At 66.3% G+C, this 22,867-nt stretch carries 21 protein-coding genes and 1 pseudogene; 12 read left to right on the top strand and 10 right to left on the bottom strand.

Annotated elements, in window-relative coordinates:
- From VGG53_RS08795 to eccE, 5 genes and pseudogenes are all read left to right on the top strand, one after another.
- Positions 1-141 (top strand): annotated as a pseudogene (locus VGG53_RS08795) (WXG100 family type VII secretion target); the annotation flags it as partial.
- A gap of 67 nt (positions 142-208) precedes the next feature.
- Complete coding sequence (locus tag VGG53_RS08790; protein WP_331517660.1) at positions 209-1,081, top strand: ESX secretion-associated protein EspG; 873 nt, start codon at positions 209-211, stop codon at positions 1,079-1,081.
- Positions 1,082-1,152: 71 nt separating this feature from the next.
- Positions 1,153-2,577: a type VII secretion integral membrane protein EccD gene (gene eccD, locus VGG53_RS08785; RefSeq protein WP_331517659.1), complete on the top strand. Its 1,425-nt coding sequence runs from the start codon at positions 1,153-1,155 to the stop codon at positions 2,575-2,577.
- The gene (gene mycP, locus VGG53_RS08780) at positions 2,574-3,959 is read left to right on the top strand and encodes a type VII secretion-associated serine protease mycosin (protein WP_331517658.1); all 1,386 of its coding nucleotides are present in this window, start codon (positions 2,574-2,576) and stop codon (positions 3,957-3,959) included. The genes eccD and mycP overlap by 4 nt, the downstream gene beginning before the upstream one ends.
- Complete coding sequence (gene eccE / locus VGG53_RS08775) at positions 3,956-4,960, top strand: type VII secretion protein EccE (protein ID WP_331517657.1); 1,005 nt, start codon at positions 3,956-3,958, stop codon at positions 4,958-4,960. Before mycP ends, eccE begins: the two co-directional genes overlap by 4 nt.
- Here the strand turns inward: eccE and VGG53_RS08770 are convergent, their stop codons facing one another.
- A complete protein-coding gene (locus VGG53_RS08770) occupies positions 4,961-5,857 on the bottom strand; it encodes an amidohydrolase family protein (RefSeq protein ID WP_331517656.1) in 897 nt (298 codons plus the stop codon).
- A gap of 87 nt (positions 5,858-5,944) precedes the next feature.
- Here VGG53_RS08770 and VGG53_RS08765 point away from each other — a divergent pair, with 87 nt between their 5' ends.
- Positions 5,945-6,712: a trans-aconitate 2-methyltransferase gene (locus tag VGG53_RS08765; protein ID WP_331517664.1), complete on the top strand. Its 768-nt coding sequence runs from the start codon at positions 5,945-5,947 to the stop codon at positions 6,710-6,712.
- Between the two features lie 4 nt (positions 6,713-6,716).
- On the opposite strand, the gene stf0 is transcribed toward VGG53_RS08765, so the two are convergent.
- From stf0 to VGG53_RS08745, 4 genes are all read right to left on the bottom strand, one after another.
- Positions 6,717-7,520, bottom strand: coding sequence for a trehalose 2-sulfotransferase (gene stf0 / locus VGG53_RS08760; RefSeq protein WP_331517655.1), 804 nt, complete (start codon positions 7,518-7,520; stop codon positions 6,717-6,719).
- Between the two features lie 6 nt (positions 7,521-7,526).
- Positions 7,527-8,936 (bottom strand): sulfatase, encoded by a 1,410-nt coding sequence (locus tag VGG53_RS08755; protein WP_331517663.1) that lies wholly within the window; start codon positions 8,934-8,936, stop codon positions 7,527-7,529.
- Positions 8,937-9,038: 102 nt separating this feature from the next.
- Positions 9,039-9,839, bottom strand: a complete 801-nt coding sequence (locus VGG53_RS08750; RefSeq protein WP_331517654.1) for a hypothetical protein — start codon at positions 9,837-9,839, stop codon at positions 9,039-9,041.
- A 45-nt stretch (positions 9,840-9,884) separates the two neighbouring features.
- Positions 9,885-10,205 (bottom strand): WhiB family transcriptional regulator, encoded by a 321-nt coding sequence (locus VGG53_RS08745; protein ID WP_331517653.1) that lies wholly within the window; start codon positions 10,203-10,205, stop codon positions 9,885-9,887.
- A 327-nt stretch (positions 10,206-10,532) separates the two neighbouring features.
- Between VGG53_RS08745 and VGG53_RS08740 the strand changes: the two genes are divergently transcribed.
- Positions 10,533-11,627 (top strand): FHA domain-containing protein, encoded by a 1,095-nt coding sequence (locus VGG53_RS08740; RefSeq protein ID WP_331517652.1) that lies wholly within the window; start codon positions 10,533-10,535, stop codon positions 11,625-11,627.
- A gap of 3 nt (positions 11,628-11,630) precedes the next feature.
- Here VGG53_RS08740 and bluB read toward each other — a convergent pair whose 3' ends face one another.
- Positions 11,631-12,296 (bottom strand): 5,6-dimethylbenzimidazole synthase, encoded by a 666-nt coding sequence (gene bluB / locus VGG53_RS08735; RefSeq protein WP_331517651.1) that lies wholly within the window; start codon positions 12,294-12,296, stop codon positions 11,631-11,633.
- 127 nt (positions 12,297-12,423) lie between these two features.
- Between bluB and VGG53_RS08730 the strand changes: the two genes are divergently transcribed.
- Positions 12,424-12,741, top strand: coding sequence for a hypothetical protein (locus VGG53_RS08730; RefSeq protein WP_331517650.1), 318 nt, complete (start codon positions 12,424-12,426; stop codon positions 12,739-12,741).
- Positions 12,742-12,745: 4 nt separating this feature from the next.
- Here VGG53_RS08730 and VGG53_RS08725 read toward each other — a convergent pair whose 3' ends face one another.
- Both VGG53_RS08725 and VGG53_RS08720 read right to left on the bottom strand, forming a co-directional pair.
- Positions 12,746-13,228 carry a hypothetical protein gene (locus VGG53_RS08725; RefSeq protein WP_331517649.1) on the bottom strand — a complete coding sequence of 161 codons (483 nt, stop codon included), beginning with the start codon at positions 13,226-13,228 and terminating at the stop codon, positions 12,746-12,748.
- Entirely contained in the window at positions 13,228-15,711 is a 2,484-nt protein-coding gene (locus VGG53_RS08720; RefSeq protein WP_331517648.1) for an ATP-binding cassette domain-containing protein, read from the bottom strand. Before VGG53_RS08720 ends, VGG53_RS08725 begins: the two co-directional genes overlap by 1 nt.
- A gap of 161 nt (positions 15,712-15,872) precedes the next feature.
- On the opposite strand from VGG53_RS08720, the gene VGG53_RS08715 reads away from it, so the two are divergent.
- Positions 15,873-16,529 (top strand): L,D-transpeptidase, encoded by a 657-nt coding sequence (locus VGG53_RS08715; RefSeq protein ID WP_331517647.1) that lies wholly within the window; start codon positions 15,873-15,875, stop codon positions 16,527-16,529.
- A gap of 26 nt (positions 16,530-16,555) precedes the next feature.
- Here VGG53_RS08715 and VGG53_RS08710 read toward each other — a convergent pair whose 3' ends face one another.
- Positions 16,556-17,056: a nuclear transport factor 2 family protein gene (locus VGG53_RS08710; RefSeq protein WP_331517646.1), complete on the bottom strand. Its 501-nt coding sequence runs from the start codon at positions 17,054-17,056 to the stop codon at positions 16,556-16,558.
- 50 nt (positions 17,057-17,106) lie between these two features.
- Between VGG53_RS08710 and VGG53_RS08705 the strand changes: the two genes are divergently transcribed.
- On the top strand, positions 17,107-18,804 hold the full coding sequence (locus VGG53_RS08705) for a serine/threonine-protein kinase PknH/PknJ (protein WP_331517645.1): 1,698 nt from the start codon (positions 17,107-17,109) through the stop codon (positions 18,802-18,804).
- Positions 18,805-18,815: 11 nt separating this feature from the next.
- On the opposite strand, the gene VGG53_RS08700 is transcribed toward VGG53_RS08705, so the two are convergent.
- Positions 18,816-19,427 (bottom strand): TetR/AcrR family transcriptional regulator, encoded by a 612-nt coding sequence (locus tag VGG53_RS08700; RefSeq protein ID WP_331517644.1) that lies wholly within the window; start codon positions 19,425-19,427, stop codon positions 18,816-18,818.
- Positions 19,428-19,465: 38 nt separating this feature from the next.
- On the opposite strand from VGG53_RS08700, the gene VGG53_RS08695 reads away from it, so the two are divergent.
- Together VGG53_RS08695 and VGG53_RS08690 are read left to right on the top strand one after the other, a co-directional pair.
- On the top strand, positions 19,466-20,692 hold the full coding sequence (locus VGG53_RS08695) for a hypothetical protein (RefSeq protein ID WP_331517643.1): 1,227 nt from the start codon (positions 19,466-19,468) through the stop codon (positions 20,690-20,692).
- Between the two features lie 216 nt (positions 20,693-20,908).
- Entirely contained in the window at positions 20,909-22,861 is a 1,953-nt protein-coding gene (locus VGG53_RS08690; RefSeq protein ID WP_414688921.1) for an Hsp70 family protein, read from the top strand.
- Positions 22,862-22,867: the final 6 nt, after the last annotated feature.

Here is a 22,867-nt window from a genome sequence, read left to right as displayed (position 1 = left end):
TACCAAGCTTGGCAGGCCCAGTGGAATCAGGCCATGGAGCAGTTGGTGTTGTCCTACCGCGCGATGGCGGGCACCCATGAGAACAACACCACCTCGATGCTGGCCCGCGACCAAGCCGAAGGCGCCAAATGGGGCGGCTAGCCCCATCGGCGGCTCTGCTTGTGAGGCGGATCGTGTTGCACACCCGGCGGGTGGGTTCGCAACGTAGATGACCGCCAATCCCAACGCCGTCGAGCTCACCGTCGACCAGGCTTGGTACATCGCTGAAACCGTTGGAGCGGGCACGTTCCCATGGGTATTGGCGATCACCACGCCTTACACTGATGCCGCCGAACGGGGTGCATTCATCGCAACCCAGCAGGCCGACCTGACCCGCATGGGTATGGTGTCGGCCGATGGTGTCGTCAATTCGGCGGTAGCCGACTGGATCCGGGTGGTGTGCTTCCCGGAGCGGTGGCTGGACCTGCGCTATGTCGGGTCCGCCGCCGCCTCCGGGGGCGACGATCTGTTGCGAGGGATCATCGCTCGGCGGGGCGGGAAAACTGTTGTGGCACTGCGTAACGCACAGCTGGTGACGTTCACGGCGATGGACATTCACGACGCTCGCGCGCTGGTGCCGGTATTGGGTGTCGGCCTGGCGCAGCGCCAGCCCGCTCGTTTCGACGAGTTCAGCCTGCCCGCCCAGGTTGGTGCACGAGCCGACGAGCGGATACGTAATGGTGCCTCGCTCACCGAAGTCCTTGATTACCTGGGTATTCCGCGGTCGGCGCGTTCAGTGGTGGAGTCGGTGTTCACCGGGCCGCGCAGCTACGTCGAGATCGTCGCTGGCTGTCACCAAGATGGACAGCACACCACCACCGAAGTGGGCATGAGCGTCGTCGACACCACTGCGGGCCGGGTGCTGGTCAGTCCATCGCGTGCCTTCGACGGCGAATGGATCTCCACGTTCAGCCCCGGAACCGCCTTTTCCATCGCCGTGGCCGTCGAACAGCTCACCGGCCAGTTACCCGATGGCCACTGGTTTGAGGGCAATCGGCTCTCCAGAGATTTCAGCACGCAGGTCGACTCACAAGTGGTCTGACCCTCCCCGAACAACCGCTATTCACGAAGAGAAAGAGAAGCAATGTCCCGCAGAAGCCTGAGGAGCCGGTGATGTCCAGCGCTGTTATACCCATTGTGCGGGTCGCCATCCTCGCGGACAGCCGGTTGACCGAGATAGCACTGCCCGCGGAGCTGCCGTTGCGCGAAATCCTGCCGGCGGTGCAACGTTTGGTCGTTCCTGCCGTCGCTGAGGATGCGGCTGCCAACGGAAACGCCGTGACCGAGCCGACGACTCCGACTAGGCTCAGCCTTGCTCCGATCGGTGGCGCGCCGTTCAGCCTGGACGCCAGCTTGGGCACGGTCGGCGTGGTCGATGGTGACCTGTTGGCCCTGCTGCCGATCCCCGCCGGGCCGGCCGCGCCGGGCATCGTCGAGGACATCGCCGACGCGGCGGTGATCTTCTCTACATCTCGGTTGAAGCCGTGGGGCACCGCACACATCCAGCGCGGCGCGGTCGCTGCGCTTGCTGGATTGATCTGGGCCGCAACAGGTCTGGGAGTGGTCCACCGGGTAGCGACCGGCTCCTCGGCCGGGCTGTTCGCGGTGGGTGCGATAGCGCTGCTCAGCGTGCTGGCGGGTCTGGCCACGCGTTCGCCCCGCGCCGGTGCGGCGTTATCCGCTGCCGCTTTGGTGCCCATCGCCGCGGCGTTGGCCCTCGCCGTGCCGGGTAGCTTCGGCAGCGCGCAGGTGACGCTGGCTGCGGCCGGCGTGGCGGCGTGGTCGCTGATCACCCTGATCCTGCCCCGCCGCGAAAGCGACGGTGTCATCGGCCTTTTCACTGCAACGGTGGTGTTGGGCATTGGTGTGCTGTTGGCTGCGGGTGCGGCGTCGCTGTGGCAGCTGCCGTTGGTGACGCTGGGCGCCGGTCTGCTCGTCGTGGCGCTGCTGGTCACCGTCGAAGCCCCACAATTGTCCGCGCTGTGGGCACGATTCCCGCTGCCGGTCATTCCGGGACCCGGGGACCCCACCCCGTCGGCGCCGTCGTCACGGGTGCTCGCGGACCTTCCGCGACGGGTGCGCATCAGCGACGCGCACCAGACCGGATTCATCGCGGGTGCCGTGCTGCTCAGCGTGATCGGGTCACTGGCGATTGCGTGGCGCCCGGAGACATTGTCCGGGTGGGGTTGGTATGTGGTGGCCGCGACCGCTGGCGCGGCTGCGCTGCGGGCACGGGTGTGGGACTCCGCCGGGATCAAAGCGTGGCTGCTTGCCCAGCCCTTCTTGGTGGCCGTGGCGTTGGTCGTGCTTTACACCGCGACAGCGCACTACCTGACTGCGCTGGTGATCGCGATTGTGCTGGCGGTATTGGTGTCGGCGTGGGTCGTCGTCGCGCTGAGCCCAGGCATCGCTTCGCCGGAGAGCTACTCGCTGCCGCTACGCCGGCTGGTGGGTTTCGTCGCGTCGGGAATCGACGCGTCGCTGATCCCGGTGATTGCTTACCTGGTGGGACTGTTCGCTTGGGTGCTCAATCGATGAACTCTGCCCGCGCCCGTCGATTCGGTTGTCTCACAGCGGTTCTGGTAGCCGCGCTGTGGGCCTGCCCGCCTGCACTGGCGATCGATCGCCCACAGGTCGACCCGGGCGCCGCGCCACCGCCCGGTGCGCCGGGCCCGGTGCAGCCGATGGAGAAGAACGGCGAGTGCAGCGGTACCGGTGTGATCGCGGGTAGTGACTTCAAGGTGGCGTCGCCAAGCCAGCAGACGCTGGATCCGTCTGCGGCGTGGCGGTTTTCCCGCGGCGATGAACAATTGGTGGCGGTTCTGGACACCGGGGTGCGGCCGGGGCCGCGGCTACCGGATGTGCAGCCCGGGGGTGACTACATCGAAGCCACCGATGGCCTCACCGACTGCGACGGGCGCGGGACAGCGGTGGCCGGCCTGATCGCCGGCCAGCCCGGCGATGACGGTTTCGCCGGCATCGCACCGGGGGCGCGGCTGGTGTCATTGCGGGTGACGTCGGCGAAGTTCTCGGCGCGCGCCGCGGGTGGCGATCCCACCGTCGCTCGAGCGGTCGTCGACGTGACGGCGCTCGGCCGCGCGATCGTGCGTGCCGCCGATCTCGGCGCGCGGGTGATCACCGTCTCCGGGATCACCTGCCTGCCCGCCGATCGCAACGTCGACCAGGGCGCACTGGGCGCGGCGATCCGATACGCGGCCGTCGACAAGGACGCGGTGATCGTCGCCGCGGCCGGCAACATCGGTGCCGCCGGTGCGGCCGCGGGATCCGCGTGTGACTCCAACCCGCTCACCGACTTGGGTCGTCCCGACGATCCTCGCAACTGGGCCGGTGTCACCTCGGTGTCGGTGCCGTCTTGGTGGCAGCCGTACGTGCTCTCGGTGGGCTCGCTCACCCCGACCGATCAGCCATCGAAATTCACCATGGCCGGCCCGTGGGTGGGAGTTGCCGCGCCCGGCGAGAACATCGTGTCGGTGAGTAACCGCGACGACGGCGGGCTCGCCAATGGTCTACCGAATGAGCATCAGCAACTGGTGCCGCTGGTCGGCACCAGTTACGCGGCCGGATACGTGTCCGGTGTCGCGGCGTTGGTACGCAGCAAGTACCCAGAACTGAACGCCACTCAGGTGATTCAGCGGATCACCGCCTCCGCGCACAACGGCGCCCGTGCACCATCCAACGTGGTCGGCGCCGGCACCGTAGACGCCGTGGCGGCCCTGACCTGGCAGCTGCCCGCGGCCCACGACGACAAGTCGCCGGTGAAACACGTTGCGGCGCCGCCGGAGCCGGCACCAAAGAGCCCGGTGCCCCGGATCGTCGCATTCGGCGGCACGGCCGCTCTGCTCTTGGCCGTCGTGGCCGCTGCCGCGATCGCCGCACACCGAAAGGAACCCACACTGTGAGCGCGCACCAATCAGTTTCGCCGCCCACCGGACGGATCACGTTGGTGCTGTTGGCCGTTGTGGCCGCAGCCCTCGCCTTCCCGTGGCATTCGGTACGCGAGCGTTGGGTGCTCGGCGTCGCCATCGTTGCGGTGATCGTGTTGCTGACGCGGTGGAAGGGGCTGCCCGTCACCACGATCCTGCGCCGCCGACTGGCGATCCTGCGACCCAACCGCGGTGCACGCAGAGCGGAGGAATCCGTCACCGACCTGCGGACGACCGCGCTGCTGCGGGTGACGCCACCGATAGCCGTTGCCGACGCGCTGCCGCTGTCGTTGATCGCCGGTTATGCGGAACGCTACGGTCTGCACGCCGACGCCATCCGGGTGACCAGTCGCGACAGCACATCAGAAGTCGGCACCCGGGAGCGGGAGACGTGGATCGGCGTGACGTTGTCTGCCGCAGCGAATCTCGCTGCGCTACAAGCCCGTTCGCCGCAGATCCCGCTGCACGAGACCGCCGAGGTGGCCGCGCGCCGACTCGCTGACCACCTCCGCGAGAGCGGGTGGACAGCCGCGCTCGCAGCCCCCGATGACGTGCCGGCGCCCTACTCGCGGTCTGGCCGCGAGACGTGGTCCGGGATCAGTCAGGAGAGCACGGATTACGTTGCCGCGTATGGCGTCAAGGTCGACACCGCATTGCCGAACACGCTCGCGGCGATCTGGTCGTACCCGGTCCGCGAGGTCTGGACGGCAGCCGAGGTTGCCGGTGCCGGTGACAGCCAGACGCTGGCCGTCGCATGCGCATTCCGCACCGACGCCCGGCCCGGCGCGAGCGGGCCGCTGCCCGGACTGATTTCGAAATCCGGTATCCAGCGGACGACGCTGACGGCCTTGGAGCCGCTGTCGACCCGGCGCCTCGACGGCCATGTCGCACTACCCGAATCGCTGCTACTGGAGCGGATGCACTGGGCCAGCACCGCACAACCACAGTTCGCCGGGCCGCAGGCCGCGGTGAACTAGTCATCCGAGGCTCGTCGGAAAGAACAGGGCCGCGGCGTTCTCATAGAACACGCCGCGCAGCCACGCGTCGTCGATTCCCGGTAGCCGGGTGATCGCCCGCATGGCGTCCGCATAGCCGTAGGGGATGTTGGGAAAGTCGCTGCCGAACAGAATGCGATCACCAAGCTGCCGCAGCCGATGCAGGTGCGACGGCGGAAAGGGCATGAGCTCGTCGACGAACGGGGTGAAAGCCATGGTGGTATCGAGCCTGACGTCGGACGAGTCCTCGCAGATGTCGAGAAACTCCACGTACTCCGGCATCCCCATGTGCGCGACGATCAGCGGCAGCCGCGGATAGCGTTGCAGCAGAGCCCTTATCGGCTCGGGCCCAGTATGCTCGCCTGGAGCCGGTCCGGAACCGCAATGGATGACAACGGGTATCCCGGCGTCTTCGATGGCTCCCCAGACCGGGTCGAGAAGCGGGTCGTTGGGTTCGTACCGGCCGACTTGGACGTGTGCTTTGAAGACTTGCGCTCCGTCGTGGATCGCGGCCCCAACGTAATCTCCGGCCTCCGGCTCGGGATAAAACGTCGCGGTTGCAAGACAATCCGATGTCGCCCGGGAAAACTGAACGGCCCATTGGTTCAGCCACGCCGCCATCTGCGGTTTGTGCGGATAGACCAGCGCGGTGAAGCGGCGCACACCGAACTGCTGCAGCATCTGCACGCGTTCGGACTCGGCTGCCCGATAGTTGATCGGCCACTCACGGCCCACCAGCGGACCCGCGGAATCGAAGTACTGCCACACCTTGTCCATCACCGACTTCGGCATGAAGTGGGTGTGTACGTCGATCACACCGGGCAAGCCCAGCGTCGACCAGATCCGCCGTACCTCGGCGGCCTCGTCTTCGTCGGCCATGTTCCATCCTCGAGTTGTCCGGGAAGAAGTGGGTAATACCGTTGTCTATATCAGTCACTGCGCCGGCTGGTGGACAGGAGGACCAAGGTGTGGGACCCGGATGTCTACCTCACGTTCGCCGATCACCGGGCCCGGCCGTTCTACGATCTGCTGTCCCGGGTAGCAGCCCCGAGCCCGAGGCGGGTGGTCGATTTGGGCTGCGGCGCGGGAAACCTCACCGATCAGCTGGCTCGGCGCTGGCCGGATGCGGTCATCGAGGCGCTGGACAGCTCGCCGGAGATGGTTGCCGCGGCTCGGGAGCGCGGCGTGGACGCTTCGGTTGCAGATCTGAGAACCTGGACGCCGCAGCCTGATACCGACGTGGTGCTCAGCAATGCCGCCGTGCACTGGGTGCCCGAACACGATGAGCTGTTGGTCCAATGGGCCGGCCAGCTGGCCGCCGGGTGCTGGATCGCGATTCAGATGCCGGGCAACTTCGAAACACCGTCGCACGCCGCGGTGCGCGCGGTGGCCCGACGTGCGCCGTACGCAAAGACGCTGCGCGACGTCCCGTTTCGGGTGGGCACCGTGGTCAACACGCCGGCGCACTACGCCGAGTTGCTGATCGATGCCGGGTGCACTGTCGATGCGTGGGAAACTACCTATATCCACCAACTTTCGGGCGAGCATCCGGTGCTGGACTGGATCAGCGGCACCGCGCTTTTGCCGGTCAGCGAACGGCTCGACGAGCAGAGCTACCAACGGTTTCGCGAAGAACTCGTTCCATTGCTCGCCGAGGCTTATCCGGCTCGGCCCGACGGGAGCACCTTCTACCCGTTCCGGCGGGTGTTTTTCGTCGCTCGGGTAGGCGACTAGCCGGCTACTCCGGCAGTCCCAACCGCCGGGCGTCAGCGCGGTAGCGATCCACCCAGTCGTCGGAGCGCTGGTCAGCCTGACGTTCCAGCACTGGCGCGGGAGCCAGCCGGGGATCTTGGCCGACCGCCTCGAGGATCGTCGCGACGATCGTGGTCAAGTTGCGCCACAGCACCGGGTAGGGCACGTCGATCGGATCGATGGCCTCCTCGGTGAACCAGTTACGCCAGCCCTCCTCTTGCTGCTGCAGCATCGTGATGACGTGCGCGATCGCACCGGCGTGGTAGGCGGCTCGCGAGTCGCGCCGCGGGTCTGGCCGGCCGCGCCAGACCCGAGTCTGCACGGCGCGCCAGAACGACACTGCCTGCGACACCACGTCCGGCCGGTAGACGTGTACGTAAACCGGCTCGCTGCCGATCACGTCCCGAATGTCTGACCGCAGACCGTCGCCGGAGTGATCGGGCAACGAAGCCGCTCGGTACTGCAGCAGCGGCGTTTGATTCCACATCAACTTGCCGCCCCAGATGCCGTTGGGCGTCCGGCCAGAGCTGAGGATGTGCTCACGCCAGGCGACTGACGACGCGGTATCCGGCGTGCCCGGCACCAACGGGTCGAGAAGCTGCAGAATCGTCTCGTCCTCGACGTCGGCGAACCACTGCCGCGGTTGCGGCGACATCCCTGTCGTCGGCAGATACTGGAAGAACTCCTGTGGTTCGCCGGCACAGCCGGTTGCCCGCAACGATTCGACCAGCAGCGTGCTGCCGCTGCGTTGCGAGGCAAGCACGAGATACGACGTCGGTTGCGCAGGCATCAGCTGTCATGGCTCCGTTTGCCGGACTTCGACGTCGATACCGCGGTCGACGGCGATGGCCGAGCGACTGGTTGGAGCTTTCTTGTGAATCTTCAAGTAGGTTTCGGTGTAGCGTGCCGCGATGCGGGTGCCGGCGAAATCAGACGGTATGACGTCGCCGGTTTTCTGACGCCAATCATGAAGGCGGACAGCAAGATCAGCGGCAATCTGATCGGCGCGATCATTGCAGTCCCCGTCCAGCAGGTTGCTGGTTTCGGCGGGATCCGCGCGCAGGTCGTAAAGTTCGCGTTCCGGGCGCGGAGCGGTGACCAGCGGTGCGACGGCTTGACCGGACGGGCTCTCCTCGATGTCCCACGGCAGATCCAATAGCGGTCGGCGCGCGTAGTTTTCGATGTAACTGTATTCCTTTGTCCGGATCGCCCGGATCGGATCAAACGAGTCGTGATAGGTCTTGGTGGTGTAGACGTGGTCGCGCACCGGCTTTGGGGTGTCGGGGGCAAGCAACGCCTGCGCATGCGAGACGCCCTCGATATCGGCGGCCCCGGTCACACCCAATAGTTCCAGCAGCGTCGGGAGCAGATCTACGCCGCTGAATAGATCGTCGTACACCTTGTGCGCCAACCCCATCCGAGTGGGAGGGCGGACGATCATGGCGATTCCCGTCCCGGCCTCGTACAGAGTTGATTTCGCACGCGGAAATGCTGCGCCATGGTCGGTGAGGAAGACTACCCAGGTGCTGGCGTCCAACCCGGTGGCGGCAAGTGTGTCCAATATCTGACCGACCGCGGCGTCCGCGGTCGTGATGGATCCGTAAAACTCGGCCAGATCTTCGCGCACCTCAACGGTATTGGGCAGATAGTCGGGCAGATCGACGGCGGAGGCGTCCGCGGGCTCGTAACGATCCCGTGGATAGGGCCGGTGCGTTTCGAAGAAGCCGGCCGTCAGCAGGAACGGTCGGCTGGTGTCATGCTCGTGCAGCCAGTGCTGAGTCTGTTCGACTACGTACTCGCAGTAGGAGTTGGACACGTCGAACTCGTCGAAACCCAGCCGTGAGGGATGCGACGTCTCGTGTTGCATCCCGAAAAGTGCGGTGTGCCAGCCAGATTCGGAGAGGATTTGGGGTAGCGTACGAACACCGGGTCGGTATTCCCACCCGTGGTGGGCCAGTCCGACCAATCCGTTGCTCTGCGGGTAGCGACCGGTGAACAATGACCCGCGCGACGGCGAGCACAGCGGTGCGGTGGCATGTGCTCTGGTGAACAAGATGCCCTCCGCGGCCAGCTGGTCCAGCCGTGGGCTCGAGACGTCGGCGTGACCGTACACCCCGAGATAACGGCCCAGATCATGCCAGTGCACGAACAGCACATTGTCGTGCCGCGGACGTGTTGCGTCCTGATTTGCGTCTGTGCCGCCGATCCCCGTCACCTCCTGAGCTTGCCGGGCGCCGTCGACGTTATCGGCTTGGGCGCGCCGCTGGATATCGCGGCGGCTGTCCGGTCAGGGCCCGGCGTCAGCGACTCACCACTGTTGCGGCGGGCCGGGCGGGCCATATGGCGACGGTGGCGGCGGCGGTGGTTGCGGCGGTGGCTGCCCGGGTGGCCAACGCCCGCCGCCCGGAAAGCCGGTGGGCCCGGGGCCATCGGTCAACTTCGGCGGCATCCCCAAGACCACCCGGAACGCCGGGACGAACATGAGTGCTCCGGTGACCACGATGACGAGGCCGGTGATCAGGTCGTAGGTGACTCGACTGGTGGCGCCGTAGCGGGCCTCGCAAGCGATCGCCAAGATCAGCATGACGAAGCCCCCGCCGAGGATCAGGAAATGGCCCATTGGCTTCTTGAGAAAGAGCATCATCGCGCCGGCCGCCGCCGCAAGGCAGGCTCCGATGATCAGGAACAGGCAAATGACCAGCGCCACAGGAACAGTCGGAACCATGTTCTTGATCTGCTCACGGCACATGTTCAAGTACTCACCGCCGAACCGGTTACATACATCCGCAGCGCGGCTGACTGCGCTGTTCAGATTGATCCACAAGGTCAGCGTCAGGATGGCGCCGAGTAACCCCAGCAACCCGATGGCCGCCAGGCTGATCCAGCCGATGGTCTGCTGCAAACTCGGGACGGCAGCGGGTGCAGGGTAACCGCCCCACGGCGGCCTGTAGCCCGGCTGTTGGCCGTACTCGGCCGATGGAAAGCCGGGCCCGGGCGGCGGGCCATAGCCGGGAACAGGCGGTTGACCATAGCCAGGCTCGACGTGCTCGCGGGGATCTTCTGGCGAGCTGCCCCATTCCGGGGGAACACCCGGCGGAGGTGGTTGCACCTCGGCATCGTAACCGTCGGGCCGGTGAGCCTTGACGTTCTCCGGCTATGCCCCGGGCAGAACAATTCGGCGCCGGGCACGGTATCCGGGCCGAACCGGGTAGCCGCCGTGCGCGGCCAGCGAACGCAGCTGGCGAAGCGCGAAGTCGCGGCCTCGGCCCGACTCCGGGATCACCACTCCGGCCCACAGACCCTCGGAGCCCGGCGTTTCCCAGGCTTCGCGGGCGCAACGCCAACGAAGCGGGCACGCGCGGCACAGCGCTTTCGCCTCGTCGTCCGGGTTGGTGGTCCACCGCTCCGGGTCGGTGGTGCAAACCGGGACGAAATCTTCGGACGGCGCGGTCAGCGATAGCACGGTGGCAGTCATGGCGTTACCCCTCCAGTTGCGGCGCGCTCGCACCGCTAGTGCTACGACTCTATGCGTACTAACGCGCCTACGCAATGATTAAGTCGAAGCAGCGCTACGAAACCGAGCCTGGTTGCGGGTCGACGCCGCAAATGCCCCCATGACGTGCGTAAATAGCTGTAAACGGTGCTATGGTTGGCCCGCCGAGGCGGCCCGCCCGCAGCCGACCGTAGCGCCGGGTGCTACGGATTCGGGCCGAAGACGGAGCGTAAAGCGGGTATCGATGACGCTGGCGTAACGGGAAAGATGTAGCATCTTCAAAGCCGCGACGGGACTTGGGAGCAGGCGATGACAACTCGGCAGGCCGCGTCGGCCAATGGGCCCTACCTGTCGGTCCGAATCGGCACCGACACCCACACGCTCAATCCGAATTCCGGCGTAGCCGTCATCGGCAGAGACCCGGCGGCGGCCGTGCGCATCAACGACGACCGGATCTCCCGCTCACACGTCCGTCTGGAACCGCGTCATGACGGCTGGCACGTCATCGACACCAGTACCAACGGGATGTTCGTCGACGGGGTGCGGCGAAGTTCAGTGCTGATCACCGGCCCCCTGACGGTTCATCTGGGCGACGCGGACGGAATTGCGGTGACGCTGGCGCCCGGGGATCCGCCTGCGGCGGCGGCGGTGACGGCGATCGAGCCCGAGTCCGACGACGAGCACTGGGACGAGTTGGCCGAGACCGATCCCGATGTGGCCCGGGCCGGCAGCGCGGTCGCCGCTCGGCGGCGAGAACTCGATATCACCCAGCGCAGCCTGGCCCGAGACAAAGTCATCAACGCCGGCACCCTGATCGCGTTCGAAAAAGGTCGCAGCTGGCCGCGGCGCGGGACACTGGCCAGGCTGGAAGAAGTGCTGAACTGGCCGCCGGGAACCATCACGCGCATCCGTAACGGCGTCCCAGTCGCTCCGGGCGGTGACGTCACCGAGGTGCTGACCGAGACGGTCCAGGCGCCGCTGATGGCCGAGGCAGTCGAGCTGGCCATGCACAGCATCGGGACGGCGCTGGCCGCTCTGCCGGATCTGGCGGAACCGGACTTCACCCAGCGCGCCACTCCCATCTTGGCCGACCTGCGCAAGCTCGAGATGGTGGCGGCCAACGCCGCGCGCAATGCGAGGGGCACGCCGTCGGTGGTACTTGCGCTGAGCGCGGTGCGCCGAAGCTACAACGAGCTCATGCTGCGGGCCGCACAGTCGCCGTCTGCCACCCTGGGGCAGCGACTCTATGGCGCCCGGCACCGGGCCGAGCTCAGCGTCGACGAGGCGGCCAACGCCGCCGGCGTTTCCACCGAGGTACTTCTCGACGCGGAGTCCGAGCGCTCCGTGCCACCTGATGCCGCCGCCGCGATCAGCACCCTCATCGCGCAACTTGCGATGAGCTGACCCTCAGGTCGCGCGTTCGGGCGTCTGCACCCAACCGTTCTCCGACACGAACTCGCCGAGCGGACGGCCCAGCGCCCAGCCGTCCAGTTCCAGTGAAGGCCGGTCGGGGAAATCGGGCACCGGACCAAGACACAGGATCGCCACCGGCTCGGCACCGGCGGGCATCGACAGCAGCGACGCCAGCTTTGCCGGATCGAACAAGGACACCCAGCCCATTCCGAGGCCCTCGGATCGTGCTGCCAGCCAAAGGTTTTGGATGGCGCACGATACCGACGCCAGATCCATCTGCGGCATGGTGCGACGGCCGAACACGTAGCTGTCTCTGTCATCGGACAGCGCGACCACCAGCAACTCAGCGCAATCGAGGATGCCTTCGACCTTCAGCGCCAGAAATTCCTGCGCCCGGGGGCCCAGCGCGTGCGCCGTGAGCAAACGCTCCTCGTCGACCATCGCGTGAATGTGGCCGCGCAGCCCGCCGTCGGTGATCCGGATGAACCGCCACGGCTGCATCAGGCCGACGTTGGGCGCGGCATGAGCGGCTTGAAGCAGACGTGCCAGAACGTCGTCGGGAACGGTGCTGCCGGGCACGAACCGGCGCATGTCGCGACGCTCGGAGATCACGCGATAGACCGCTTGCCGCTCCGGCGCACTGAACGCGTGATCACCCACGTAGTCATCGTAGAAACCGCCGGGTGTTAAAGCGGGCAACGATGCCCAACTCGACGTGTCGGGGCGCTGGGTGGGCAACACTTGCGTCGGACCGTTTGTGCCAGAACCGGCGAAAAGGATCAGCCCCATGAACATTCCTGAGTCAGTGGAGCAGCTACCCACCAATGGCACTCGTGGACGCGTCTACGGCGAGCCGTACCGAACGGCGGATGGCGGGACGGTGATCACTGTTGCCAAGGTTCGTGCCGGCGCTGCTGCGCCGATGGGTGTATTCGTCGTGCACGGCGGGACGGTGCGCTGGGTGCCGGCGATCGACGCGAACCGGATCGCGCTGATCGGGGTGATCACCGGCCTGATCTCGGCGGTGCTTGCCAGCGCGGCAGTGCTGCGCCGCCCGCCGTGGCCCGACTTGTCGGCGACGTCGTCGGCCTGGGGGCGACGCTGAGCCGTTACGGCCGATAGGTGACGCCGACCGCGCGCAGAACATATTTCGCCGGCATGTCGAAGTTCAGCGATCGTCGGGGCAACCCGGCCAGCACGTCGGCGGGAACGGCAAGCTTGTAGTGCAGCGACAGGTGTCCGGTGAATGCTGGGTCCAGCCTGTCGACGTCGACATCGACGTGCAGCCCGGTTGCCGAGATCTCCGCGGTTGCCGAACCGGATTGCGTTGCCTCCCAACGAACGTCGACGGTGGGGCCGGCCAATTTGGGTAACGACGACAGGGTCGCCAGTACTCGTTGCGAGGTGAATACCAACGACCCGACGTAGCCGGCGACGCTGTGCGCCGAGCGCAGGCCCGGGATGGCGCCGCTGAACCGTCGGGTGACGGGGACGTAGTCGGCGAGGTAAATGATCCCTTCCGCCTCGACCTGGGCCCGCACGTCGGCGGGCAGCTTGCCGATGCCGAAGAGCCTGCGGACAAAGACCGGCATCAGCGGGCCCGCTTACCCAGCCGCAGCCTGAACCGGACCAGCCCGGCCAACACGACGGCCAGGGCCACCAGCATGCCGGCGCCGTGCAACCACGCGCCGGGTGCGTGACGCCACAACCGGTCGGCGGGCAGCCCCGCCTCGACGCTGTTCAGATCAACCGTCGACGCCGAAGCGGCAAACCCCCAGCGGGCCGGCACGAACCAGGCCAGCTGGTCCAGCACCAGCCGTCCCGTCACCGGAATCAGGCCGCCGGCCAGCACCATCGAGATCATGATCGTCACGACGAGCATCGGCAGCACCTGTTCGGTGGAGCGGGCCAGCGACGACAGCGCCAGCCCCACCATCGCCGAGGTGATCGCCGTCAGCGCCAGGCCCAGGTACAGCTCCAGCACGCCGTGAACGACGCCGCGCCCCAGTAGCGCGCCGCCATGCGAGGGCGTGCCTTTGCCGATCGCCATGATTGCAACCATGACCGCGGTGCCGATCAGCGCCGCAGCGCCGTAGACGACGACTTTTGCCATCAAATAGGCCGACGCCGAAAGACCGACGGCGCGCTCGCGCTGAAAGATCATCCGCTCGCCGACCAGATCGCGCACGGTCAGCGCGGTGCCCAGGAACACCGCGCCGATATTGAGCAGGATCAAAATGTCGATGGGTTCTTCGGCCGTAGTCGGGTTGGCCGATCCCAGCCCGGTGTTACCGGGCACCGCCAGCGACAGCACGCCGAGTACGAACGGCAGCACCGCCAGGAATGCGAAGTATCCGCGATCGGAGGTGATCAGCCGGGTTTGGCGGCGCACCAGCGTCAACACCTGTCGCCACCAGCTGGTGCGTGGTGGGCGTCCCAGCGGTGCTGCGCCGGCGGTCGGCGATGGCCTGCGCGGGGCGGCGGGATGACGGGCCAAATACGCGCGATGTGCACCATCGGGGTTGGTGCTGACGCGCGCGAAGATGTCCGCCCAGTCGGTGCTGCCCATCACCGGCCCGATCTGTGCGGGCGGCTCGGCGAAGGCGGTCTTGCCTCCCGGTGCCAGCAGCAGGATCTGGTCACACATGTTGACGTAGGTCAGCGAGTGCGTGACGACGATGACCACCCGGCCCGCGTCAGCCAACCGCCGCAGCATCGTCATCACCTGGCGGTCCAATGCCGGGTCGAGTCCCGACGTCGGCTCGTCGAGGATCAGCAGCGACGGACCGGTCAGCAGTTCCATGGCCACCGATGCGCGTTTGCGCTGCCCGCCGGACAGCTTGTCGACGCGAGTCGTCTTGTGCGGGGCCAACTCCAGCTCGTCGAGCACCCGCTCGACGACCTGCCGTCGGTCATCGGGGGAGGTGTCCGGCGGCAGTCGCAGTTCGGCAGCGTAACCGAGCGCCTGCTCGACGGTGAGCTGGCGGTGCACGACGTCGTCCTGGGGCACCATCCCGATGCGCGAGCGCATCGACGCGTACTCGGCGTGCACGTCGTGCCCGTCGAACGCAACCACACCGGCGCTGCGTGGCATCGCTCCACCAATCAGCTTCACCAGCGTGGATTTTCCGGCGCCGGACGGCCCGATCACCGCGGTCAGCGTTCCCGGCCGCGCGGTGAATGAGACGTCCTGCAGCAGTTGGCGCCCGTCGACGCTCAGCGCCAACCCGTGCGCGGTCAGCCCGCTGGTGTGGGCCGCCACCGGCTGAGGCACCAGGGTGTTACCGGTCGCGAGCAGGTCGGTGTTGCCGATCGTGACGACGTCGCCGTCACGCAGCATCGCGCTCGTGGTCAGGGTGCCGTTGACGAATGTGCCGTTGCTGCTGTTGTTGTCGCGGATCTCCAGACCGGCCGGACTGGGGATCAGCATCGCGTGCACGCGGGAGGCCAGTGCGTCCTCGACGACGACGCTGTTGGTCTTGGCGCGGCCGATCGTCGCCGAGCCCGATGAACTCGGTGCCCGCCCGATCCCGCCGACCCGCCGGGAAGGGGCCGGCCGGATCGGGCGCGACCGGGGACCTGGGGGGCGAACGGGCGGGCGAGATTGTGCCGGCGTCGGTGGTGTCGGTCCAGTTGGCCGGAATGTCACCGTCTCGGGGCTGTCACCGCGAGGTTCCCGCGACGACGTCGAAGCCGCGACGCGGAATGTCAACTCCGGACCGCGCGGGCTACCCAATGCGACGTTCAGGCGATCGCGGATGGGCACCACGTTGGCGCGGGAGCCGGCGACATAAATGCCGTTTTGGCTTTTGTCGACCGCCATCCACCGAGCGCCGTCGAACCGCAGAATCGCGTGCACCCGTGAGATCAGTGTCAGGTCGTCGGGATCGATGTCGTGGAAGCAGATGTCGCATCCGCGGTCGCGACCCACGATGACGTCGCGTTCGACGGGAAAGGTGTACATCGCCGATCCGACCCAGACCGTCAGTGGCGGCGCGGCGACGCGGCCCGCCGCGGCGAGCTTTATCGTGCTGTCGTCACCAGCGGGCTGCCGGCTGTGATCTGTCGGTGACATCCATTGCTTTCTATACCCGGGGAACCTGTGGGCGACGCCTACGAACATATAGGTGCACCAGCAGCGACAGCCGGCGAGAGCGGCGTCGCTGCCGCGCGGTGACCGGATCGACGCTAAACCTTGACTTGACCTGTCGATCGTGCGGCGCCGACGATAAGACGGTGCGCCGACTGCTGGGTTTACTGTGCGCCTTCGTGTGCGCAGCGGCTGTGCCCATGGTGACAGCTCCGAAGGGGGGTGCAGTCGGCGCACCTTGGTTTGCTCCGTCTGTCGGCGACGCCACTCAGGTGATTTCCGTTGTCGGGACGGGCGGTTCGAATGCGAAGATGGACGTCTATCAACGTGACGCCACCGGCTGGCAACCGGTCGCGGCCGCCATACCGACGCATGTCGGATCGGCAGGCCTTGCCGCACAGGCCAAGAGCGGTTATCCGGCGACGCCGATGGGTGTTTTCGCGCTGCCGTTCGCATTCGGCACCGCGCCCAATCCCGGCGGCGGTCTCAAATATGTTCAGGTTGGGTCAAACCACTGGTGGAACGGCGACGACGGCAGCGCCACCTTCAACACCATGCAGGTGTGCCATCAAGCTCAGTGCCCGTTTGACACCGGAGCCAGCGAGAATCTCGAGATTCCGCAGTACAAGCACGCGGTGGTGATGGGCGTCAATCCGAATCGTCAGCCGGGCAAGGGCGCGGCGTTTTTCTTCCACACCACCGACGGTGGCCCGACAGAAGGCTGTGTCGCGATCGACGACGCCAAGCTGGTGCAGATCATTCAGTGGCTGCGGCCCGGCGCGGTCATGGCGATCACCCAATAACTATCTGTGCCAACGGTTTTGCACCGTCAGGCCAGCGCGCTACCCGGCGTCACCTTGAAGCCCAGGTTTTTCAATGACATTGTGGCGTCGTAGGTTCGGTCGTATCCGGTGGCGCTGATCCGCCATCCGTCCGCGGTACGGCGGTATCGATCGTGGTAGAACCCGGCGCCGATCAGCATGAAGTCGAATTCAGCCACGATCACCCGGTCTTGCAGATACCAGGTGCCGGTGGCTTCGTCGCCGGTCACGGTGATCTCCGGATGGGTGACGCGATGTTCGGTGATCACGTTCGGTCCCAGCGACGAGCGCATGTACTCGACCAGATCGGCACGGTTGGTGAAGTGGTGCTCTTCGCCCATCGACGACCCGTAGTCGCCGATCACATCATCGGTGAGCGTCTCGGCGAAGTCGTCCCAATGCTTGGTGTCCAGCCCACGCAGATAGCGGTACTTGATCAGTTCTATCGCAGCGACGTCGGCGAGCCAGGCGTCGTGACCGTAGGAGCTCATCAGGTCATTGCAGCACATGCCGGCGGGTATTCTCCGGGCATCGGAGACTACGAAGGACAAACGCCAGCATGTTGAGCCCGGGCCGGATCTTCGCCGGATACCAGATCGACCGGGTACTGGGCGAGGGCGGAATGGGCACCGTATATCTGGCGCGCAACCCCGATCTGCCGCGCAACGAAGCGCTGAAGGTGCTCAATGCGGACCTGTCGCGCGATGCGGACTTTCGGACACGGTTCATTCGTGAGGCCGATGTTGCCTCGTCGCTGGACCACCCCAACATCGTGTCGATCCACCAGCGGGGCGAGTTCGAAGGCCAGCTGTGGATCGCGATGCAGTTCGTCGACGGTACCGACGCCAATGCTGCGCTGCGTGCCGGCACCATGACCCCTGCGCGGGCGGTGCACATCGTCAACGAAGTCGCCAAGGCACTGGATTATGCGCACCAGCGCGGTGTGGTACATCGTGATATCAAGCCGGCCAACTTCCTGCTTTCCGGACCGATAGGCCCCGACGAGCGGGTGTTGTTGGGCGACTTCGGGATTGCGCGTGCGTTCGACGACGCCGGATTGACGATCACCGGATCGGTGACGGCGACGGTGGCCTATGCGGCGCCCGAAGTGCTGGCCGGCCAGCCCTTTGACGGCCGGGCAGACTTGTATTCGTTGGCGTGCACCCTGTTTCGGCTGTTGACCGGCCAAGCTCCCTTTTCGATGGCCGACGGATCAGCGGCTGTGGTCGCGGCGCACCTGCACGCGCCGCCGCCGAAGGTGACCGACGTGGTGCCCAGCCTCTCGGTACAGATGGATCAGGTGATCGCCACCGCGATGGCCAAGGATCCATCGCAGCGATTCAGCTCGGCACGTGGTCTCGCCGAAGCCGCCGGCGCGGCCCTCAACGAACAGCTGGGCTCGACGACCGCACCGTGGCACCCGATTGCGGCCGCGCCGCAGTTGGGGCCATACGGTCAAAACCCTTACTCCGCAACGGCCCCACTCGGCTTCTACCGGCCGCCGGCATTCTCACCGCCGCCCAGGCGGGGCCGTGGCCGGCGCGTCGCTGCAGTGCTGTGCGCTGCCGTCACCGTGCTGGCGGCGGCGGTTGCTGTGGTGATGTTGACGACGACATCCCGTCAGCACCCGGCGGCTAAAGCGCCGGACGCCTCGGCTGCGAGCGCACCGGTGGGCCCGTTGACCAGTGCGGCGCTGTCGGGGTTGTTGTTACCGCCCGAGCAGGTCGCCGGAATCATCGGAGCCGCGGCGCTGGTCCAGGAGTCGTTCGCGGACACCGTGATCGACGATTCCGAAAAGCTCTTGCAGAAGGACTGCGTCGGCGTCATGGCCCCGGCCCAGCACCCGGTGTACGCCGACGCCGGATGGACCGGTGCGCGATCACAGGCGTTGCGCAACGCCGGCAAAGGCCCCCGGGTTTACGCCGTTATCCAGGCTGTCATCAGCTTTCCGACTGCTGATGCGGCGAAAAAGCTTCTCGCCGAACAGCAGTCGCAATGGGCGAGCTGCTCGGGCCGCACGCTGACGGTGGCGTTCCCCGCCCCGCCGACGCCGCAATTGTGGACCGCGGGCGCACCTGCCGACGCGGACGGCACCATGACGATGACGCAAACCTTGAAAGACGGTGGGGGCATGCAGTGCCAACGCGCCCTTGCCGTGCGCAGCAACGTCGCTGTCGACGTCTCCGCCTGCCGCTACGACGTCGCCAACCAGGCTCTCGACATCGTCAACGGAATCGCGGCGAAAATCCCTCGGTAACGCAACGTGGGTCAGCGTAGATAGTCGGTGACCATGTCGATCAGCGCGCGTCGCTCCCGCTGCCAGTCGATCGGGGTCCCCACGATCATCTGTGCCAGCACCACTCCGCGCAGTGTCGCCCAAATTACTTCGGCCACACCGTCATGAGACGGATCATCGGTTATCAGTCGGCCGAGTTGGCCGATCGCCGAGTTCATCTCCACCAGGTGGCCCCGTGACGAACCGCCGCGGTCGGCCCGCAGGATCTCGAACGCCGCCATCGATGTCGGGCTGCTGTAACAACTCCAGGCGGTGTCGACGACGACCTCGATGCGCTCCCGCAACGGCAGTTCACTGACATCGGCTGACGACAGGCTGTCCAACAGTCGGGCGACGCCGTCGTCGACGACGGCCATCAATAATCCGTTGCGGTCGCCGAAGTGGTATTGGATCACCCCCCACGTGACGCCCGCGCGTTCGGCGACATGTTTTGCGGTCGCGGCGGCGAAACCTTCCTCCACGATGCAGCGGACTGTTTCGTCGATGATCTTCGCGCGGGTGTCATCGCCGCGTTTGCGGGGCGCATTGGTCCGTCGGGTGGGGTTGACGGGTGGTCGGGCCTGCTGGCCGGCGGCGATGGACATTGTTGACTTTATAACATAGTCCGCCCTATTTTTGAGCGGTGAGCCGATCCCGTTATGCCCAATTGTCGCGTCAGCAGCTGACGGTGCTGCTTCCCGAGCTGTTGTTGATCGGCCAGATGATCGACCGCTCGGGCATGGCGTGGTGCATCCAGGAGTTCGGGCGCGACGAGATGGTGCAGATCGCCATCGAGGAGTGGGCCGGCGCCAGCCCGATCTACACCAGACGCATGCAGCGTGCCCTGAACTACGAAGGCGTCGACGTACCAACAATTTTCAAGGGGCTGCAGCTCGACATCGGCGCTCCGCCACAATTCATGGATTTCCGCTACACCATTCACGACCGGTGGCACGGCGAGTTTCACCTCGACCATTGCGGTGCGCTGCTGGACGTCGAGCCGATGGGCGACGAGTACGTCTTCGGCATGTGCCACACCATCGAGGATCCGACGTTCGACGCCACCGCTGTCGCGACCAACGCGCGCGCGCAGGTGCGTCCGATCCACCGCCCGCCCCGCGCTCCGTCCGACCGGCATCCGCACTGCGCGTGGACGGTGATCATCGACGAGTCGTATCCGCCGGTCGAGGGCATTCCGGCACTGGACATCGTGGCCGAAACCCGCGCTGCCAACTGGGAACTCGATGCGATCGATCGGTCTGACGAAGGTCTTGCCGACTATTCGGGGCCGGTGGTGTCGGACTTCGACTTCGGCGCGTACTCGCATTCGGCCTTGGTGCGGATGGCCGACGAGGTATGTCTGCAGATGCATCTGCTGTATTTGTCCTTCGCGATCGCGGTGCGCGCGCGAGCAGGATCGGACATCAAGCTGGCCGATTCGATATGCACCCGCCAGCTGATCGGCGTCGCCGGCCTCGGCGCCGAGCGGATCCATCGAGCCCTGTCACTGCCCGCCGGGATGGACGGTGTACGAAAGGTTTTCGAGCTGCACCCGCTGATCAGCCCGGTCGGCTACGTCAATGCCGAGATCCGCGATCAGTTGCGGGTTCAGCGGTCGCCGGCCCACGACGACGCGGCGTGGATCTCGCTGTGCTCACCGGAGTCGGCCCAGCCGCTACAGGCGATTGCCACCGCCGTCGACCCGCACATCGAAGTCCGTATCGCCGGCACGGGCACCGACTGGGTCGCGGAACTCTCCCAGACCGATACTGCCGCAAGCGAGCTGCCTGAGGTCTCGGTTGCCAAAGTGAGTGGCGGTTCAACGTTCGAGTTCCAGCCCCGGCGTTCGCTGCCGCTGACCGTGGTGTGACCCGATCTGTCAAGCCGCCGGTGATATCGCTTCGATGACGCAACCGCATCGACCGGATACCGATGATGTTGTGCCCGATCGCCGTTGCGTGGCCGCCGTTATGGTTGACGCTGGCCACCGAACGCTATCGACGAAAGTATTCACTTTATGTATGACCCGTTGGGGTTATCGATCGGGACCACAAATCTAGTCGCGGTCCGCAGCGGGAAGCCGCCTGTGTCGCGTCGCGCGGTGCTGACCCTTTTCCCGGATCGCGCGCCGGAATTAGGCCTGCCTGATAAAGATTCAGCGAACCCGGATTCAGCCGACACGGGCACGCTGATGGCCGGCTTCGTTGAGCGAGTCGGCGGATCAAACGCTTTGAAGTCCGCCGACGGTTCGACCCATGACCCGGCGCTGTTGCTTGTCGAGGCGCTGGATGCGTTGATCACCGCCACAGGCGGCAAGGCATCGAAGTCGAATCTCACCATCGCCGTCCCCGCGCACTGGGGACCGGCGGCGTTGCGGGGCCTGCAAGACGCGCTGAGCACTCACGCCGACTTCGTTCACGGCGCTGTTGCGCCGCGGTTGGTGCCGGATTCCGTTGCCGCGCTGACGGCGTTGAATTCCGATGCGCGGCTTCCTGCCAATGGAGTTGTCGCGCTTCTTGATTTCGGAGGAAGTGGCACCAGCATTACGCTGGCCGACGCTTCGGCTGATTTCACACCCATCGCCGACACCCTGCGCTACCCGGATTTCTCCGGCGACCTGCTCGACCAGGGGCTGATGGTGCACGCGTTGGACGGTGCGGGGCGCGGCAACGGCGCCGATCCCGCCAGCACCGCCGTCGTCGGGCAATTCGCCGGTCTGCGTGAAGAATGCCGGCTGGCCAAAGAACGGCTGTCCAGTGCGACAGTGGCCGAGCTGAACATCGACCTGCCCGGGCAGCAGACCCGCCTCGAGGTGAGCCGTGCCGAGCTGGAGAGCATGCTCGACGAGCGGCTCGACGGTTTGCTCGCCGCGTTCGACGACATGTTGCGCCGCAACAAGGTTCGCCGTAAAGATCTCGCTGCGGTGGCGCTGGTCGGTGGTGTGTCCAAGATTCCCGTTGTCGCCCAGCGTCTTTCGTCCCACACCAAGGCATCGGTGGTCACCGCCGTGCAGCCCGGATTCGCGATGGCGGTTGGTGCGGTGATGCTCTCCTCCCGGCAGCCGATCGAGCAGCAAGCCCAGGAGCGCGAAGAAACGACGATGGCTGCGCTGGTGGGTGCCGGCACCGGCAGCTTCGCCACCTCGACCAGCGGTCTGGCCACAACCGGTCGCTTCCTTGCGCCCACGGACGCACTTGGGACGCCCACCGGCACATTCGGCATCCCGACCGCCGGCTCTTTTCTCGACGACCCGTCGGAGACGATCCACGAGTTGGCCTGGTCGCAGGCCGACGATTCGGACGACGGCGAGCCGGTGCTCTACACGGGCGAGCCTTACGACATCGACGACAACCGGTCGACGCCCTCGCAACTGATGCAATTGCCGAAGTCCGCTCCGGTCGACCCGCCGGGCCGCGGATTTCGCCTGCCGCAGCTGTTCCTGGGACTTGCCGCGCTGATTTCGATGATCGCTATCGGCGGCGTCGCCTTCACGTTGACCAGCAGCACCAACCGCGCGCCAACGCTACCCAGCAGCACCACGATGGCGCCGCCACCGCCACCACTGAGCTCGCAGCTACCGTCGCCGAGCCCGGTGCCGCCGCCTCCGGCCAGCGCGGAGCCGTCGCCGATCGTCGCCCCGCCACCTACCAGCGAGGCGCCGCCGCCTCCGCCACCTGCGCCGGTGACCGAGTCGTATGAGCCACCACCGCCGTCAACCACGGCGCGGGCTACGACCACCGTGCCGCAGCCGACCACCACAACTCCGCAGGCGACGAGCAGCACCACCCCGAGCACGACGCCACCGCCGCCACCACCACCGACGACGAGTACCGCGCCGTCGGTGGTGATGACCACGACCTATCTGAACCTGCCCTTTGTGCCGGTGCCGATACCGGTTCAGGTGCCCGAAGGCCAAGGTGGGGCGACTCAGCAGCCACCGAACCCATATCAGCAGCAGAACCCCTACCAGCAGAATCCGTACCAGCAGAGCCCCTACGCGCCGCAGAATCCCTACATGAACCCGGGGTACGGCTACTGAGCGTGG

The organism is Mycobacterium sp., from assembly GCF_036490025.1.
GTDB lineage: Bacteria > Actinomycetota > Actinomycetes > Mycobacteriales > Mycobacteriaceae > Mycobacterium.
This window is presented reverse-complemented; position numbering and strand designations above follow the sequence as displayed.

Coding starts and splice junctions, on each gene's coding strand:
- VGG53_RS08790 (WP_331517660.1), top strand. CDS start 209: ATGACCGCCAATCCCAACGCCGTCGAGCTCACCGTCGACCAGGCTTGG.
- eccD (WP_331517659.1), top strand. CDS start 1,153: ATGTCCAGCGCTGTTATACCCATTGTGCGGGTCGCCATCCTCGCGGAC.
- mycP (WP_331517658.1), top strand. CDS start 2,574: ATGAACTCTGCCCGCGCCCGTCGATTCGGTTGTCTCACAGCGGTTCTG.
- VGG53_RS08770 (WP_331517656.1), bottom strand. CDS start 5,857: ATGGCCGACGAAGACGAGGCCGCCGAGGTACGGCGGATCTGGTCGACG.
- stf0 (WP_331517655.1), bottom strand. CDS start 7,520: ATGCCTGCGCAACCGACGTCGTATCTCGTGCTTGCCTCGCAACGCAGC.
- VGG53_RS08745 (WP_331517653.1), bottom strand. CDS start 10,205: ATGACTGCCACCGTGCTATCGCTGACCGCGCCGTCCGAAGATTTCGTC.
- VGG53_RS08740 (WP_331517652.1), top strand. CDS start 10,533: ATGACAACTCGGCAGGCCGCGTCGGCCAATGGGCCCTACCTGTCGGTC.
- VGG53_RS08730 (WP_331517650.1), top strand. CDS start 12,424: ATGAACATTCCTGAGTCAGTGGAGCAGCTACCCACCAATGGCACTCGT.
- VGG53_RS08725 (WP_331517649.1), bottom strand. CDS start 13,228: ATGCCGGTCTTTGTCCGCAGGCTCTTCGGCATCGGCAAGCTGCCCGCC.
- VGG53_RS08720 (WP_331517648.1), bottom strand. CDS start 15,711: ATGTCACCGACAGATCACAGCCGGCAGCCCGCTGGTGACGACAGCACG.
- VGG53_RS08710 (WP_331517646.1), bottom strand. CDS start 17,056: ATGTGCTGCAATGACCTGATGAGCTCCTACGGTCACGACGCCTGGCTC.
- VGG53_RS08705 (WP_331517645.1), top strand. CDS start 17,107: ATGTTGAGCCCGGGCCGGATCTTCGCCGGATACCAGATCGACCGGGTA.
- VGG53_RS08700 (WP_331517644.1), bottom strand. CDS start 19,427: ATGTCCATCGCCGCCGGCCAGCAGGCCCGACCACCCGTCAACCCCACC.